This window comes from Candidatus Poriferisodalis sp. (genome assembly GCF_965205175.1).
Lineage (GTDB): Bacteria > Actinomycetota > Acidimicrobiia > Acidimicrobiales > Poriferisodalaceae > Poriferisodalis.
Genome location: NZ_OZ242038.1, coordinates 2,390,001 through 2,406,268 on the forward strand (window position 1 = coordinate 2,390,001; position 16,268 = coordinate 2,406,268).

The window sequence follows — 16,268 nt, forward strand, 5'->3', positions numbered from 1 at the left end:
CTGCGCCGCAGCCGATGCCGCCTCGTCGCCGTGCACGATGCGCGTCACCTCTGCTGCCAGCCGCCGCTGACCCGCGCGTCGGCCCGGGTCGGCCAGGTGCGCTGCGGCGATGTCGCGCACCTCGGACACTTCGAGGAAGGTCAGCTGCGCCAGCAGCTTCGCGACATCGGCATCGTCCACGCCGATCCATGCCTGATAGAAGCGGTAGGGGCTCATGGCGTCCGCGCTCAGCCACAACGTCTCGCCGGCTGCGGTCTTGCCGTACTTGGCGCCGTCGCTGCGAGCGAGCAACGGCCAGGTCAGCGCATGGGCGGGACGGCCCAGCCGGCGCCGGATCAGGTCGATGCCGAGCACGATGTTGCCCCACTGGTCCGAGCCTCCGACCTGCAGTTCGCACTCGACGTTCTCCGCCAGCCACAGGTAGTCATAGGCTTGGAGCAGCATGTAGCTGAACTCGGTGTACGACAGGCCGTCGCCCTCGTCGAGCCGGCTGCGCACCGATTCCTTGCCGATCATCTGCTGCACCGTGACGTGCTTGCCGACGTCTCGCAAGAAATCGAGCACCCCGACGCCGACTGTCCACGCACGATTGTCCAGCAGCCGGGCCGCGTGCGGTCCGTCATCGAAATCCAGGAACTGGCGCAGCTGCGGAACGATGCCTTCGAGATTGCGGGCCAAGGCGTCGTCGTCGAGCAGGTTCCGCTCCGTCGAGCGCCCGCTGGGATCTCCGACCATCCCGGTGGCGCCGCCTGCCAGCGCAATCGGCCGATGGCCGCCGAGTTGCAGGCGCCGCAGCGTCAGCAGCCCCAACAGATTGCCCACGTGCAGGCTCGCGGCGGTGGGGTCGAAGCCGCAGTACACGGTGATCGGCCCCGTCCCCAGACGCTGAGCGAGCGCCCGCCGGTCCGTCGTCTGATGAATCAGTCCCCGTGCGTCGAGGTCCGCCAGCACGTCCACGCAGCCAGTCTGCCGGAGCGGGGTGCGCGAAACCAGCGAGCGAGGTCAGCCGGCTAGCCGCGCGGCGTCCAGCGGAAGCAGCGCAGCGTGATCAGCACTCCTACCACTCCCCAGGCCAGCATGATCGTCCAGCGCCACACCGGCATGGGCACACCCTGGCCGAACGGATCGAACGTGCGGCCCAGCGCCAGCGCCAAGTGCTTGATGGGGAAGACGTCGCCGATGACGCTCATCCAGCGCGGCGCTCCCGCTGAAGGGATGAACACGTCGGAGACGAAGTACAGCGGCAGCACGCACATGTTGGTGACCGCCGGCGCGGCCTGCTCGCTGGGGCAGGCGCAGGTGACGGCGAGCCCCAGCGCCGAGAACGCCGCTGCGCCGACGAGGAGCGTGATCAACAGGCTCGGCACGGCCGCGAGCTGGACGCCGACGCCGTAGCCGAACCGGCCGATGCCCACCACGAGCACCGTCATCAGCCCGGTCAGCGCCAGCGACGCGCCGACCTGTCCGCCGACGTAGACCCAAGGCGGCAGCGGGGTCGCCCGCATCGCCTTGAGCACGCCGCTCTCGCGCCGGATGACCGTGACGATGGCAGCGTTCATGAAGTTCGCCGAGACCAACGCCAGCGCCAGTATCCCCGGGACGTACATCGTCGCGACACGCGCGCCGGTCGAGCTGATGACCTCATTGCCGAAGATCGACGTGAAGATCACCAAGAAGATCAAGGGCAACAGCACCGTGAAGAAGGTGGCCGCCGCGCTGCGCCGGAAGCTGAGCAGGTTGAACGACACCTCGCTTCGCAGCTGACGCAGGCGTCTCATGCTGGATTGCTGGTTGGGGTGGGGCCAGTCGAGGTGGGGCCAGTCGAGGTGGGGCCTGCGAGGGTGGGGCCAGTCGAGGCGGGGCGGGTCAGCGCGAGGTACGTGTCCTCCAGCGTCGGCGGGGCGACAGCCAGCGAATCCAGTCGCACCCCGGCGCCAGCAGCAGCGGCGAGCAGCTCGCGCACCACGCCGTCGATGTCGCGGGTGGCGATCGCCGGCCGCTCCATGAGCTGAGCTGCGGTGCTCGGGCTCGTCGCTGCATCGGTCGCCAAGTCGGTCGCCCGGTCGGACGTGCTCGCCGAAACGAGCAGGTCTGCAAGACGTTGGGGCAGCTGCCGCCGGCTCAGTTCCGCCGCGTCCCAGCTGATGTGCGACGGCAGACAGACGCGTGCCGCCAGTTCGGACGCGGTGCCGTCGGCCACGATGCGGCCGCGCGAGATGACGATGATGCGATCCGCCAGCTGGTCGGCCTCGTCCATGTAGTGGGTCGTCAGCATCACCGTCACGCCCAGCGAGCCCAGACCGCCGATCATCTGCCACGCCTCGCGCCGAGCGGCAGGGTCAAAGCCGGTCGTCGGCTCGTCCAAGAACACCAGCTCCGGGTTGCCGACGAGCGCCAGCGCCACCGCCAGTCGCTGTCGCTGACCCCCGGACAGGCGACGCGTGCGCATACCGGAAGCCTCGACCAGTCCGACTTGGGCCAACACGTCAACAGGGCGTCGGGGCGCGCTGTAGTAGGCCGACCACATGGTGACGATTTCCTCAGCGGTGAAGTCGCCTTCGTGCGTTGCGCCTTGCAGCACTACGCCGATCCGTTCCCTCCAGTCCGGGCCGGCGCGCGCCGGGTCGGCGCCCAGCACCCGCAGCGTGCCCGACGTTGCGGTGCGGAGACCCTCGAGAATCTCGACGGTGGTGGTCTTGCCCGCACCGTTGGGACCCAGAAACGCCACGACCTCGCCGGTCGCGATCGTCAAGTCGACGCCGCTGACCGCTTCAAGCTCGCCGTAGCGCTTGCAGAGCTGGGTGACCTCGATCGCGAGGCGTGCCGCGGTCATCGCCCGAACGATGCATCGCCCGAACGCACGTCGTCACCCAGGCCCCAGTCAGTCTTCGGCATGAGTCTTCGGCATCAGCCGTCCGTATCGGTCGTCAGCATCAGTCGTCAGCATCAGTCTTCAGCGATCAGTCTTCAGCGATCAGTCTTCAGCGCCAGGCTCGGGGTCGGCGTAGCGGTGGGGCCAGCGCACTTGAGGTCGAACGGCCGCCGCATACAGCAGGACACCGAGCGGACCGCTGTAGACGATCAGCAGGATCCAGTGCCAGCGACGCTTGCCAGCAGCCCCGAACCGTTCGCGGCCGAGCCGCAGGATGTCGATGATCCCGGCGGCCATGATCAGCGCTGCCGACGCGCAGGCGACGACCAGCACGGTGCCGATACCCACGCAGCCACGCTACCGGCGCACGCGCCTTCGCTTGGCCGGCGCGTGCATCGGCGATGGGCTACTGGCGTCGAAGGGCCACAGCAGCGGCGAGCTCGAAGCCGTAGCGAGCCAGCCGACGCGTGCTGGCATCGAGATTCAGCCGAGGCTCATCGAGCTGATGGCGCCCGATCCACCGCAGCTGCTCGGACTCGTGGTTGCCGCTCGGCACGGCATGGCGAGGGGCGCGGACGAGGTAGCGCACGTCGAAATGCAGGTGGTCTGGCTCTGCATGCCCCTGGCCGACTGCCTGATGGCCGACAACCAAATCGCTGACAGCCAAATCGCTGACAGCCAGATGGCTGTCAACCAGACGGCTGACAACCAGATGTATGTCAATGTCGATTGGCTCTGTCCAGACCTCGAGGCCGTCGATGCCGGTTTCCTCGGTGGCTTCGCGCAGAGCAACCCCGGCGAGGGCTCTCTCGCCGTCGGCGTGTCCGCCCGGCTGCAGCCATCGACCGATCTTGCGGTGCAGGAGGACCAGTCCCTTGGTCGCGTCGTCGCTCACCACCCACGCAGACGCCGTCACGTGGCCGACTTCGCACGAGCGATGCAGCGCGTCGGGGTGACGGGCCATGAAGTCGATCATCCGACGCCGATGCGTCGCCTGGACGCGATCACGGGGCTTGAACGCCTCAGCCACCGCCATGGCGGCACCGAGATCGCCCGCTTCACGGACGACAGCTTCAGGGACGACAGCTTCACGGTCGACAGCCATATGGCCATCCCGCGACAGAGCGGCGGCGGGCAGCCTCGCGAACCCGCCGCGCCCGGGCGCAGCCGGTGCCGAACGCGGGCGCGTCGCCTCGAACTCGTTGCCGGGCATCCACTGCGCCGAACTCATCGCCTGCTGAGGTGCGCGCTGGAAGCGTCGTACCAGCGCCACAGCAGATCCGTGCCGCTGCTGATGCCGATGCGCGCCGACCGCGCGACGTCTGACGGCACCACGCCGTCGTCGCAGATGCTGAGGCCACTGGGCGACGTCAGGTCGCAGCCGTCGTGTTCGCCGCCGATGCCGAGTGCCTGAGTCAGCTTGGCCGGCCCCGAGCACAAGCTCCGGCAGTCCGCGACACGTCGGCGGACAGCCATGTGTCGCACACCGTGCGTCGGCTCGAGGGCGCGCAACAGCACTGCGTCACCGACGCCTGCCGGTGCGCACACGGCATTCGCACACCAGTGCAGGCCGTAGATCAAGTACACGTAGAGATGCCCGGGAGGCCCGAACATCGAGGCGTTGCGAGCCGTCGGGCCGCGGCGCGAGTGCGCCGCAGGATCACCGACGCCGCAGTACGCCTCGACCTCCACGATGCGTCCCGCCGTGCGAGTGCCGCTCTCGTGTACCAGCAGTTTGCCGATCAGGTCCGGAGCGACATCGGTGGCCGGGCGCTCGTAGAACGCCCTCGGCAGCGGGACACCTGCCGACACGCGCAGTGCCTGATCACCCTTGTGGCCCGCGGTCTGTGCTGCCGGCCGGCTCTCGCCCGGCGTCAGCCAGCCCGGCGCCGGCCAGCCCAGCATCGACCAGCGCCGTGTGGAGCCGTGCCAGCTGCACCGCCACGGCATCGGGGCCGCTCGCACCCGGCGTGTTGCGGCTGAGGTATGCGGCGCCGGGCCTCAGCAATCGGGCTGCTTCGGGTCCGAGCGCCGGGTGAACGGCCACCAGTTCGGTCAATCGGTCGGACGCGCTCGTGATCTGCGGCGCGACCGCTGATTCGGTGGACCCGACCTCTGGCTCTGCCTCCACTGGCTCTGCCTCGTCGAACGACTCGGCCAAGGCTTGACGCACGAGCCCGGCGACGAGGGCGTGGGCGTCGCGGAACGGCATGCCGGCCTTCACCAGCCATTCGGCCACGTCGGTGGCCGCCGCCAGCGGGTCGTCTGCGCCAGTCGCCATGGCCTCGGCATCGAATTCGACGGTCTGCATGAGCCCGTCGAACGCCACGGTCACCAGCCGCACCGTGTCGACTGCGTCATACAGCGGTTCCTTGTCTTCCTGGAGGTCCTTGTTGTACGCCAGCGGGAGTCCCTTCAGCGTCGCCAGCAGGCCGGTCAGAGAGCCGATGAGACGCCCGGCCTTGCCGCGCGCCAGCTCGGCGACATCGGGGTTCTTCTTCTGCGGCATCATCGACGACCCGGTTGCATAGGCATCGTCGAGCCTCACGAAGCCGAACTCCGCACTCGACCACACCACCAGCTCCTCACCGAGGCGAGACAGGTGGATCCCCACCATGGCGAGCGCAAACAACGTCTCGGCGACGAAGTCACGATCGCTGACGGCGTCGAGCGAATTCTCGAACACTGCCGCGAAGCCGAGTTCCGCAGCGGTCGCTGCAGGATCCAGCGGCAGCGTGGAACCGGCCAGCGCTCCCGCGCCGAGCGGGCACACGTCGGCTCGACGTCTCGCATCGCCCAGGCGCCCGACGTCTCGCAGCAGGGCCCACGCGTGGGCGGCGAGGTGATGCGCCAGCCCCACCGGCTGGGCCTGCTGCAAGTGCGTGTAGCCAGGCAGCCGTATGCCCGCAGCATGAGCCTCGCGGGCCCGCGCGGCGAGCGTCGCAGCCAAACCCAGCAGCAGCCCCGTCAGCTCGTCGATGGCGCTGCGCGTCCACAGGCGCAGGTCGGTCGCCACCTGATCGTTGCGACTGCGGCCAGTGTGCATCTTGGCGGCGGCGGCGCAGAGCTCGGTGGCTCGCCGTTCGACCGCGGTGTGAATGTCCTCGTCGGTCGGCGCCCACACCATCTGGCCTTCGGAGATCTCGTGCTCCACGTGATCGAGCGCAGCCACGATGTCGTCACGCTCGGCAATCGACAGCAGACCGACGCCTGCCAGCATCGAGACGTGAGCCCGCGACGCAGCGACGTCCTGCGCGAACATGCGCCGGTCGAACGACAGCGAGTCGTTGAGCATCGCGGCCGCCGCCGCAGGCGCCCTGTCGAATCGGCCGTGCCACAACGTGGCGGCACCGTCGGCGGACGCGCGGTCTGTCGGCATCGCCTGGGGGCTCACAGGCCCGCCAGCTCGCGGCAGCGCTCGGCGACGGCGCGGCCGCCGAGCTCTTCGCACGCCACGACCAACAGCGTGTCGTCGCCCGCCACGGTGCCGACCACGCCCTCGATGCCGTTGCCGCTGCGGTCGATGGCCGAGGCGACGACATGGGCAGAGCCCGGCGGTGTTCGCAGCACGACGAGGTTGAGCGAACTGCGCACCTCGAGCACCCAGTCGGAGAACACGCGGCGCAACGTGCCCGACCGCAGCGCCTCAGGAGCGTCAGTTGCTGGAATGGCGTACACTGTCCGCCCCGCCGTTCGCATCTTGGCCACGCCCAGCTCCACCAGATCGCGACAGACGGTGGCTTGGGCAACCTCCACGGAGTGTTCTGCCAACAGCTGGACCAGCTGCGCTTGGCTGCCGACTTCGTGGCTGGACAGCAGTTCGCGGATGAGATGCTGCCGCCGCATCTTGGCGCTCATGACGTCACGCTCATGACGTGGCTCCGGCCAGGAACGCCAGCAGACCCCGCGCTGCGTGCATCCGGTTCTCGGCCTGTTGCCACACCCGGCTGGCCGGGCCGTCGATGACCTCGGCGGCCACTTCCTGGCCTCGACGGGCCGGCAAGCAGTGCAGGAACACTGCACCGTCGGCGGCCTGCGACATGAGCTCAGCGGTGACCTGGTAAGCGCCGAACGCAGCGATGCGATCTGCCTGCTCGTCCTCTTGGCCCATGGAGGTCCACACGTCGGTACACACGACCGCAGCGCCCTCGACTGCCTCGGTCGGGTCGTCGGTGACGGTACACCGGCCTCCGACTGCGTCGAGCTGCGCCAGGGTCGCAGCAGCGGGTGCGTAACTGGTCGGCACCGCCAGCGCGCTCTCGATGCCCAGCATGGCGCAGCCGACCGCCAGGGAACGCCACACGTTGTTGGCATCGCCGACGAACGCCACTCGCTCGGTGTGCTCGAACCCCACGCACTGCGCAATGGTGAGCAAGTCCGCCAGCGCCTGGGTGGGATGGGCCTGGTCGGACAACAGGTTCACCACCGGCACAGCATTGCAGGCCGCCATCCGTTCGAGCTGAGCGTGACCGAAGACACGCGCCGCCACGATCTCGTGGTAGCAGGCCAGCGTTCGCACAATGTCCTCGGCGGACTCGCGCGTGTCCATCCCGACCTCTTCGGGCCGGATGTAGACGGGGTGTCCGCCGAGCTGCGTGACGGCCAGTTCCATGGCGTTGCGCGTGCGGTTCGAGGCCTTCTCGAACATCAAGGCGACGCCTCGCCCCCCCAGCACCGCAGACGCGTCCGCAGCGGGACGCAATGAGGCGTCCAGCACCCAGATCAGTTCGTCGCGCGAGAGATCGTCGACGTCGAGGAAGTGCCGCATCAGCCCGGCTGCCCAGTATCGGCAGGCCCAGTACCAGCGGACCCAGCATCGGCAGGCCCGCGACCGTCGAGCACGCTCGCGAAGATCGCCAGGCCTTCGTCGATCTCTTCGTTCGACACCACCAGCGGCGGTGTGAAGCGCACGGCGGTCGGAGTGACCCCGTTGACCACCAGACCAGCCGCCAGGCACTCAGCAGCAACCTCAGGGCCGCTGCGACCGAGAGCGCCGGCATCCAGCTCGGCCGCAATGAGCAGGCCGAGCCCGCGGGTGTCGACCACTCCCTCGACGCCCATGAGCTGGCCGGCCAGCTCCTCGCCGCGGGCTGCTGCCACGGCCGGCGCATCGATGGCTTCCATCGTGCGCAGCACCGCACGGGCCGCGCTCGCTGCCAGCGGCTGCCCGCCGAAGGTGGTGGCATGGTCGCCCGGCCGGAACGCGCTCGCAACCTCGCGGCGAGCCCACACGGCGCCAATCGGCACGCCGTTGCCGAGCGCCTTGGCCATCGTCACGATGTCCGGACGCGCCGCGCCGGTCGGCCCGCCGGACGGCTCGAAGTGGTGGTGCCAAGCGAACCACCGGCCTGTGCGCGCCAGCCCGGTCTGGACCTCGTCGATGATCAGCAGCAGCTCACGTTCGTCGCAGATGCGGCGAACGTTGCGCAGGTAGGCGCTGTCGGCCACGTTGACGCCGCCCTCGGCCTGCACGACTTCGAGCAGCACGGCACAGCAGCTGGGATCCAGCGCAGCTTCCAAGGCGTCTGCGTCGTTGTAGGGCACGTGGCGAAAGCCGGGCGGCAGCGGCTGGAACGTCTCGTGTTTCTCCGGCTGACCGGTGGCGTGCAGCGTCGCGAGCGTGCGCCCGTGGAACGACCGCAGCGCGCTGACCACGACATGGCGACCTCGGCCTCCGAACTTGCGGGCCAGCTTGATCGCGGCTTCGAGCGACTCGGCGCCGCTGTTGGCGAAGAACACTTGGCCGCCGCCGCCCTGCAGGCGGTCGATGACCTGGGCGACCTCGAGCTGCGGCTCGGTGCCGAACAGATTGGAGACGTGCAAGAGCGTGCGTGCCTGCTCGCTGAGCGCTTCGGCGACTGCGGGGTGGGCGTGCCCGAGCGAGGTGACGGCCAGCCCGGCCAAGAAGTCCAGGTAGCGCTTGCCGCTGCGGTCGTAGAGCTCGCAGCCGCTCCCCCGCACGAACTGCACGGTCGGCGGCGCATAGGTGGGCATCAGCGGGCTGTCGTGGAGGTCTGGGTCGCGGGTCATGTGGTCCTGGCCTTGTGGTGCTGGCTGCGTTGGTCGTTGGTGAACTTCGTCGTTCGTCACGGGGAGTTCAGCTGGTGGCCGCGGCGGCCGGCAGGCCGATCGGCGGTGATCATGGTGCCGACTCCTTCGTCGGTGAACAGCTCGGCGAGCACCACGTGGCGCACGCGGCCGTCGAGCAGGTGCGCGCTGTTGACGCCGCCGCGCACGGCGCTGATGCAGGCTTCGATCTTGGGGATCATCCCGCCGGCGACGCGCCCGGTGCGCAGTCGAGCAGCAAGCGAGTCTGCCGTCGTCCGCCGCACGAGCGAGCCCGGATCGTCGACGTCGTCGAGCAGCCCGGCGACATCGGTCAGGTACACGACCTTCTCTGCTTCCAGCGCGGAGGCCACCGCTCCGGCGACGGTATCCGCATTGATGTTGTACGCCTGACCCTTGGTGTCCGCGCCGATGGTGGAGATCACCGGGATCAAGCCTTCGGCGAGGAGACGCTCCAGCAAGTCGGTGTTGACGTCGGTCACCTCGCCCACGAATCCCAGCTCGGGGTTCCGGGCAGTGGCGGTGATGACCCGGCCGTCCTCGCCCGAGATGCCCACAGCCAGCGGGCCGTGTACGTTGATGGCGCCGACGATGTCGCGGTTGACCTTGCCGACGAGCACCATGCGAGCGATGTCCAGCGTCTCCGCATCGGTGACTCTCAGCCCGTCCCGGAACTCCGACGTCTTGCCGAGTCGCGCCATGAGCTCGCCGATCTGAGGTCCGCCGCCGTGTACCACCACCGGCGCCAAGCCGATCTGGCGCAGCAGCACCATGTCGGCGGCGAAGCCGTCGGTCAGCGCTGCATCGACCATGGCGCTGCCGCCGAACTTGACCACCATCACCTTGCCTCGCCAGCGGCTGATGTAGGGCAGCATCTCCACGAGCAGCTCGGCGCGTTCGGAGGCCGCGGGGCGCGGTTCGCCGATGCCGGCAGCGGCACCACCAGCCGCCGGCCCCTGGCCACGACGGTCGTCGCCGGCGTTCACGGCATCAACCCGGTCGTCGGCAAGCCTGCTGTTTCCGGCAGCCCGAGCGCGAGGTTGGCGCACTGCACTGCTGCGCCGGAGGCACCTTTGACCAGGTTGTCGATGGCGCTGAGCACCACCAGCCAGCCGGTGCGGCTGTCCACCCGTGCGCTCAGATGGCACGTGTTCGCACCGAGCGTGGCCTTGGTGTGTGGGGCGTCGCAATGCACGACCACGAAGGGCTCGTCCGCGTAGAAGGCGCTCAGCACGTCGAGCGCCTCCTCGGTGGTCAGCTCCCCGGCCGGCCTCGCGTAACACGTCGCCAGAATGCCGCGCACCATCGGCGCCAGATGCGGGGTGAACAGCACTTCGCACCCGGTGGCTTGCTCGATCTCGGGCGTGTGGCGATGGTCCAGCAGGCCGTAGGCCACGAAGTCCTCGTCGACCGCGGAGAACGTCGTAGCGGGCTTGGGCCCGCGGCCCGCGCCGCTGACACCCGACGCCGCATCGACGACCACACCCTCGGTCGAGATGTGCCCGTTGCGGGCGAACGGCGCCAGCGCCAGCGCAGCCGCAGTGGGGTAGCAGCCGGGCACGGCGATGCCCGCGGCGCCGCGCAGTGCTGCACGTCCGAGCTCGGGAAGCCCGTAGGGCAGCTCGCCCAGCAGCTCCGGCATCGGATGCTGCGCGCCGTACCACTTCGGGTACGCCTCCGCGTCCAGCAGCCGAAAGTCCGAGCCAAGATCGACCACGCAGCCCACCCGCCGGTACAGATCGGCCACGACGGGGGCGCTGGCCATGTGCGGCAGCCCCAGGAACACCACGTCGAGCCCGACGAACTCGCCAGGGTCATAGGTGCTGTAGCGCAGGCTGCCGTAGTCGGCGGCCAGGCTGGGATACAGGTCGCGCACCGCCGTTCCCGCTTGCGTGTCGCCAGCAATGGCCACCACGTCAAAGAACGGATGCCCCGCCATCAGCCGCATTAGCTCCGAGCCGGTGTAGCCGGATGCGCCCACGATGCCCACGCGAACAGACGAACCCGCGCTGTCGGACGATGCAGGTTTCGCTGCATCGGTCGTCGCGCTGGTCGTCGCGCTGTTGTGCTTCAGGCTGGGCTGTGGGTCCATGGCGTGGCGTCCGGCTCCCTCGTCGTCGGTTCGGCTGTTGTCGGCTCAGTTGTCGAAGCTCGGTTGTGAAGTCTCGCGTCGGGCACTGCGGTCAGGTCTGCGAGTGACTGTCGCTGGTGACTTCGCTGCCAGTCGCTGCAAGCCTCGGTCACGATACCAAGAGTTCGCATGTGGATTGCACCAATTTGCAAGCTTATTCACTAAGGCCCTGGATGCACTCGGGCACGTCTCGGCACCGGCACAGTCTTGTGGCCTTTGGGCGCATCGCCGCTACACTGCGCACGCTCTCAGGGCCAACGACGTCCCTGCAACCACCGAGAACCACCGATCTGAGAACCGCTGAGTCCCTGCTCGGGCACTCATCACGGGCACTCATCACAGGAATTGACTCATCTCACCGGGACGTCGCCCATGCCGGCCACTGAGACTGCCAATGCACACGCTGCACCATGTGCGTCCGGCCGTCCAGACGTCCGCACTGGTGGTTCTGCCGACGCCTGTGCCGACCCCTCGGCCGGCATCAGCACCAGCCCGTGTGACGGGCCGCCGCCGGCCCAAGGCCTCTATGACCCGGCGTTCGAGCACGACGCATGCGGCGTCGGCTTCGTCGCGGACATGTCCGGAGTGCCCAGCCGTGCCGTGGTCGACCAAGCGCTGCAGTGCCTGATCAATCTGGACCATCGCAGCGCCACCGGTGCCGAGGCCAACGTCGGCGACGGCATCGGCATGACGATCTGCGTGCCGGACCGGTTCCTGCGCGAGGTCTGCGCATTCGAGCTTCCGCCCGTCGGCCAGTACGCAGTCGGCATTGCCTTCTTGCCGCGCGAGGATCCCGACGGCGCAGCCGCCTCCATCGAAGCGATCATGGGCGAGGAGCAGCTCGAGGTGCTCGGCTGGCGTGAGGTGCCGACCGATCCGTCATCGCTCGGCTCGTTCGCGACCGACCCCATGCCGCTGTTCCGCATGCTGTTCGTGGCAGCGCCCGCGCATGAACGCCCCGGGGCGCCGGGCAGGCCGGCAGGACTGACAACGCTGGACTTGGAACGACGGGTCTATGTGGCCCGCAAGCGCACGGAGCGCGAGCTGCAACCCGCTCCCTACTTCCCGTCGCTGTCGTGCCGAACGCTCGTCTACAAGGGAATGCTGACCTGCAGGCAGTTCGCGGAGTTCTACCCCGACCTGGTGGATGCCCGCTTGGCCTCCACGCTGGCCGTGGTGCATTCTCGCTTCAGCACCAACACTTTTCCGTCGTGGCCGCTCGCGCATCCCTATCGCATGCTCGCACACAACGGCGAGATCAACACCGTGATGGGCAACCGCAACTGGATGCGTGCGAGAGAGGGCACGCTGTCCAGCCCGCTGTTTCGCGACCCTGACGGGACGAACCGACTGGAGCGCACCTTCCCGGTGTGTACGCCGGGCGCGTCGGACACCGCCAGCTTCGACGAAGTGCTCGAGCTGCTCCATCTCGGCGGCCGAAGCCTGCCCCACGCCGTGCTGATGATGATCCCCGAAGCCTGGGAGAACCACGCGCGCATGCCTCAGGACAAGCGCGACTTCTACGAATTCCACGCCTCGTTGATGGAGCCGTGGGACGGGCCGGCCAGCATCGCCTTCACCGACGGCACCGTCGTCGGCGCCGTGCTCGACCGCAACGGCCTGCGGCCGTCCCGCTACTGGGTGACCGCCGACGGACTCGTCGTGATGGCATCGGAAGTCGGCGTGGCCGACCTCGACCAGCGCCGCATCATCCGCAAGGGCCGCCTGCAGCCGGGACGCATGTTCCTAGTGGACACCTCACAGGGCCGCATTGTGGGCGACGAGGAGATCAAGCGCGATCTCCTGAACGCTGCGCCCTACGGCGACTGGCTCGCCGACGGACTCGCTCATCTGGAGGACTTGCCGCCCCGATTCAGTCTGACTCCGCAGCACTCCTCGGTGACGCTGCGGCAGCGCAAGTTCGGCTACACCACCGAGGAGCTTCGGCTGCTCGTGGCGCCGATGGCGCGCAGCGGCACGGAGCCGATCGGGTCGATGGGCACCGACACTCCCATCGCGGTGCTGTCGCAGCGGCCGCGTCTGCTCTTCGACTACTTCAGCCAACTGTTCGCGCAGGTCACCAATCCGCCGCTGGACGCGATCCGCGAGGAGCTCGTCACCTCGACGAAGGCCAAGATCGGCCCGGAGGCAAATCTGCTGCAGCCTGGCCCGGCGTCGTGCCGGCAGGTGGTGCTCCCTTCCCCGATCCTGTCGAATGAGGACCTCGCCAAGCTCCTGTACATCGACGAGGACCGGCTCGCCACCGACGGAGCTTCCGGCGCTGCCGACGGCGGCCGGCACCAGAGCACGCCCGAGAGCGAGCACGGCGGCGAGTGGCTGTATCGGCCTTTCGCGGTGGACGGCCTCTACCCGGTGGACGAGGGCGGCGCGGGCATGGAACGAGCGCTCGCTGAGGTCTGCGAGCGGGTGGACGAGGCCATCGCCGGCGGCGCCCGCATCATCGTCCTGTCGGACCGCTACAGCGACGAGCAGCACGCGCCGATTCCCTCGCTGCTGCTGACCGGCGCGGTACACCACCACTTGGTGCGCAATAAGACCCGCACGATGGCAGGGCTGGTGACCGAGTGCGGCGACGCACGCGAGGTGCATCACATGGCGTTGCTGCTGGGTTACGGCGCCAGCGCCGTCAATCCGTACCTGGCGTTCGAGTCGATCGACGACATGGTGCGAAGCGGCATCATCACCGAGATCGACGAGCGCACCGCCAAACGCAACTACATCAAGGCCTGCACCAAGGGCGTCCTGAAGGTGATGTCCAAGATGGGCATCTCCACGGTGGCCAGCTACACCGGTGCGCAGGTGTTCGAAGCCGTGGGCCTCGGAGCGGACCTCATCGACCGCTGCTTTGCCGGCACCACCTCCAAGCTCGGCGGCGTGGGCCTCGACGTGCTCGCTGCCGAGGTGGCCGCCCGCCACCGGTTCGCTCATCTCGACAATCCTGCGGAAGCCGCGCACCGCGACCTGTGGGCGGGCGGCGAGTACCAGTGGCGGCGCGAGGGCGAGTACCACCTGTTCAACCCGGAAACCGTCTACAAGCTGCAGCACTCCACACGCGCCGGCCGCTACGAGGTCTTCAAGGAGTACACGCGCCTGGTGGACGATCAGTCCGCCGAGCTGGCGACCCTGCGCGGCCTGTTCGAGCTCCGACCGGCCCCCGGCGGTCCGATCCCCATCGAGGAGGTGGAGCCGGTCTCGCGGATCGTGCAGCGATTCTCCACCGGGGCGATGAGCTACGGATCGATCTCCGCTGAGGCGCACGAGACGCTGGCCATCGCGATGAACCGCATCGGCGGCAAGTCCAACACCGGCGAGGGCGGCGAGGATCCCCAGCGCTACCGGCCGGACCCCAACGGCGATCTGCGGCGCTCGGCCATCAAGCAGGTGGCGTCGGGCCGCTTCGGCGTCACCTCTGAGTATCTGGCCAACGCCGACGACCTGCAGATCAAGATGGCCCAAGGCGCCAAGCCGGGCGAGGGCGGGCAGCTGCCCGGACCGAAGGTGTGGCCGTGGATCGCCAAGACCCGCCACTCCACGCCCGGCGTCGGGCTCATCAGCCCGCCGCCCCACCACGACATCTACTCCATCGAGGACCTCAAGCAGCTCATCCACGATCTGAAGAACGCCAACCCCGCGGCGCGTGTACACGTGAAGCTGGTGGCCGAGGTCGGCGTCGGCACCGTCGCGGCCGGCGTGTCCAAGGCAAAGGCCGACGTGGTGCTGATCTCCGGACACGACGGCGGCACCGGCGCGTCGCCGTTGACGTCGCTGAAGCACGCTGGGGCGCCGTGGGAGCTGGGCCTCGCGGAGACACAGCAGACGCTGCTGCTGAACGGGCTGCGCGACCGCATCGTGGTGCAGACCGACGGGCAGATGAAGACCGGGCGCGACGTGATCGTGGCAGCGCTGCTGGGCGCCGAAGAGTTCGGATTCGCCACGGCGCCGCTGGTCGTGTCGGGCTGCATCATGATGCGCGTCTGCCATCTCGACACCTGCCCGGTGGGCGTTGCGACACAGAATCGCGAACTGCGCAAGCGCTTCAGCGGCCGCCCCGAGTTCGTCGTGAACTTCTTCGAGTACGTCGCCCAAGAGGTCCGCGAGCACTTGGCAGCGCTGGGCTTTCGGTCGCTGCGCGAGGCCGTGGGGCGGGTGGACCGGCTCGACGCCACCGCGGCGATCGCGCACTGGAAGGCGCACGGGCTGGATCTGTCGCCGATCCTGGCGGAGCCCGAGACGCCCTGGCCCCAGGACCGCTACTGCTCCCAGAGCCAGGATCACGGCCTGGAGCGGGCGCTGGATCAGCAGCTGATCGAGCTGGCGGCGCCCGCGCTGGAGCGGCGCGAGCCGGTGAGCGCGCAGCTGCCGATCAGCAACGTGAACCGGACCGTGGGCACCATGCTCGGCCATCGCATCACCGCCGCCCACGGCGGCGACGGCCTGCCCGACGACACGATCGACCTGCGCTTCGTCGGGTCGGCCGGTCAGAGCTTCGGCGCCTTCGCTCCACGCGGGCTGACGATGCGGCTGTGGGGCGACGCCAACGACTATCTCGGCAAAGGGCTGTCGGGCGGGCGCCTGGTGGTGCGGCCGCCTCGGACGACGCACCCTGCATTCGTGGCAGAGGACAACGTCATCGCCGGCAACGTCATCCTGTACGGCGCGACCAGCGGCGAGGCATTCGTCCGCGGGACCGTCGGCGAGCGCTTCTGCGTGCGCAACTCCGGGGCTACTGCGGTGGTGGAGGGAGTGGGCGACCACGCGTGCGAGTACATGACCGGCGGCTTGGTGGTGGTGCTCGGCAGCGTCGGCCGCAATTTCGGCGCCGGCATGTCGGGAGGCGTGGCGTTCGTGTACGACCCCGACGACGTCTTCTGGAGGCGCCTGAACACCGAGATGGTCGACCTGGAGCCCCAGCTGGACGACACCGATGCGCAGACGCTGCGTTCGGTGCTGCGTCGACATCTCGCGGAGACCGATTCTGCGCCGGCGCAGCGCATCCTGGGTCGCTGGCACAGCGAGGTGCGCTGCTTCCGCAAGGTGATGCCCAAGGACTACCGCCGCGTGCTCGAGGCGCGGGCGGCCGCCGGCGAACTCGGCCAGGACCCCGACGAAGCAGTCATGGCGGCTGCGCATGGCTGAATCGCTGATCACTCGAACGCAGCGCAGCCGCCGTTCGACCAG

General features: G+C 68.9%; 13 protein-coding genes (1 of these 13 only partly in view). 1 reads left to right on the top strand and 12 read right to left on the bottom strand.

Annotation, left to right across the window (positions count from 1 at the left end; translation table 11 throughout):
• The 12 genes from tyrS to argC all read right to left on the bottom strand — a co-directional run.
• Window positions 1–957: the 5' portion of a tyrosine--tRNA ligase gene (gene tyrS, locus ACOGI4_RS10300; protein WP_419841580.1), read on the bottom strand. The gene continues 315 nt to the left of window position 1, outside the view; only the first 957 of its 1,272 coding nucleotides appear in the window; it begins with the start codon at window positions 955–957; the stop codon falls past the left edge of the window.
• A gap of 53 nt (window positions 958–1,010) precedes the next feature.
• The gene (locus ACOGI4_RS10305) at window positions 1,011–1,778 is read right to left on the bottom strand and encodes an ABC transporter permease (RefSeq protein ID WP_419841581.1); all 768 of its coding nucleotides are present in this window, start codon (window positions 1,776–1,778) and stop codon (window positions 1,011–1,013) included.
• Window positions 1,775–2,833: an ABC transporter ATP-binding protein gene (locus tag ACOGI4_RS10310; RefSeq protein WP_419841582.1), complete on the bottom strand. Its 1,059-nt coding sequence runs from the start codon at window positions 2,831–2,833 to the stop codon at window positions 1,775–1,777. Before ACOGI4_RS10310 ends, ACOGI4_RS10305 begins: the two co-directional genes overlap by 4 nt.
• A 141-nt stretch (window positions 2,834–2,974) precedes the next feature.
• A complete protein-coding gene (locus ACOGI4_RS10315; RefSeq protein ID WP_419841583.1) occupies window positions 2,975–3,220 on the bottom strand; it encodes a hypothetical protein in 246 nt (81 codons plus the stop codon).
• A 58-nt stretch (window positions 3,221–3,278) separates the two neighbouring features.
• On the bottom strand, window positions 3,279–3,977 hold the full coding sequence (locus ACOGI4_RS10320) for an NUDIX hydrolase (protein ID WP_419841584.1): 699 nt from the start codon (window positions 3,975–3,977) through the stop codon (window positions 3,279–3,281).
• Between the two features lie 122 nt (window positions 3,978–4,099).
• Entirely contained in the window at window positions 4,100–4,684 is a 585-nt protein-coding gene (locus ACOGI4_RS10325) for a DNA-3-methyladenine glycosylase (RefSeq protein ID WP_419841585.1), read from the bottom strand.
• 13 nt (window positions 4,685–4,697) lie between these two features.
• Window positions 4,698–6,251 (bottom strand): argininosuccinate lyase, encoded by a 1,554-nt coding sequence (argH, locus tag ACOGI4_RS10330; protein ID WP_419841586.1) that lies wholly within the window; start codon window positions 6,249–6,251, stop codon window positions 4,698–4,700.
• A gap of 11 nt (window positions 6,252–6,262) precedes the next feature.
• Entirely contained in the window at window positions 6,263–6,730 is a 468-nt protein-coding gene (locus tag ACOGI4_RS10335; protein WP_419841587.1) for an arginine repressor, read from the bottom strand.
• A 10-nt stretch (window positions 6,731–6,740) separates the two neighbouring features.
• A complete protein-coding gene (gene argF / locus ACOGI4_RS10340; protein WP_419841588.1) occupies window positions 6,741–7,640 on the bottom strand; it encodes an ornithine carbamoyltransferase in 900 nt (299 codons plus the stop codon).
• Complete coding sequence (locus ACOGI4_RS10345; protein WP_419841589.1) at window positions 7,640–8,902, bottom strand: acetylornithine/succinylornithine family transaminase; 1,263 nt, start codon at window positions 8,900–8,902, stop codon at window positions 7,640–7,642. Before ACOGI4_RS10345 ends, argF begins: the two co-directional genes overlap by 1 nt.
• A gap of 56 nt (window positions 8,903–8,958) precedes the next feature.
• Window positions 8,959–9,924: an acetylglutamate kinase gene (gene argB / locus ACOGI4_RS10350; RefSeq protein WP_419841590.1), complete on the bottom strand. Its 966-nt coding sequence runs from the start codon at window positions 9,922–9,924 to the stop codon at window positions 8,959–8,961.
• Window positions 9,921–11,030 carry an N-acetyl-gamma-glutamyl-phosphate reductase gene (gene argC / locus ACOGI4_RS10355; RefSeq protein ID WP_419841591.1) on the bottom strand — a complete coding sequence of 370 codons (1,110 nt, stop codon included), beginning with the start codon at window positions 11,028–11,030 and terminating at the stop codon, window positions 9,921–9,923. The genes argB and argC overlap by 4 nt, the downstream gene beginning before the upstream one ends.
• A 411-nt stretch (window positions 11,031–11,441) precedes the next feature.
• Here argC and gltB point away from each other — a divergent pair, with 411 nt between their 5' ends.
• The gene (gene gltB, locus ACOGI4_RS10360) at window positions 11,442–16,226 is read left to right on the top strand and encodes a glutamate synthase large subunit (protein ID WP_419841592.1); all 4,785 of its coding nucleotides are present in this window, start codon (window positions 11,442–11,444) and stop codon (window positions 16,224–16,226) included.
• Window positions 16,227–16,268 lie beyond the last annotated feature (42 nt).

Coding starts and splice junctions, on each gene's coding strand:
- ACOGI4_RS10305 (WP_419841581.1), bottom strand. CDS start 1,778: ATGAGACGCCTGCGTCAGCTGCGAAGCGAGGTGTCGTTCAACCTGCTC.
- ACOGI4_RS10310 (WP_419841582.1), bottom strand. CDS start 2,833: ATGACCGCGGCACGCCTCGCGATCGAGGTCACCCAGCTCTGCAAGCGC.
- ACOGI4_RS10320 (WP_419841584.1), bottom strand. CDS start 3,977: ATGGCTGTCGACCGTGAAGCTGTCGTCCCTGAAGCTGTCGTCCGTGAA.
- argH (WP_419841586.1), bottom strand. CDS start 6,251: ATGCCGACAGACCGCGCGTCCGCCGACGGTGCCGCCACGTTGTGGCAC.
- ACOGI4_RS10335 (WP_419841587.1), bottom strand. CDS start 6,730: ATGAGCGCCAAGATGCGGCGGCAGCATCTCATCCGCGAACTGCTGTCC.
- argF (WP_419841588.1), bottom strand. CDS start 7,640: ATGCGGCACTTCCTCGACGTCGACGATCTCTCGCGCGACGAACTGATC.
- ACOGI4_RS10345 (WP_419841589.1), bottom strand. CDS start 8,902: ATGACCCGCGACCCAGACCTCCACGACAGCCCGCTGATGCCCACCTAT.
- argC (WP_419841591.1), bottom strand. CDS start 11,030: ATGGACCCACAGCCCAGCCTGAAGCACAACAGCGCGACGACCAGCGCG.
- gltB (WP_419841592.1), top strand. CDS start 11,442: ATGCCGGCCACTGAGACTGCCAATGCACACGCTGCACCATGTGCGTCC.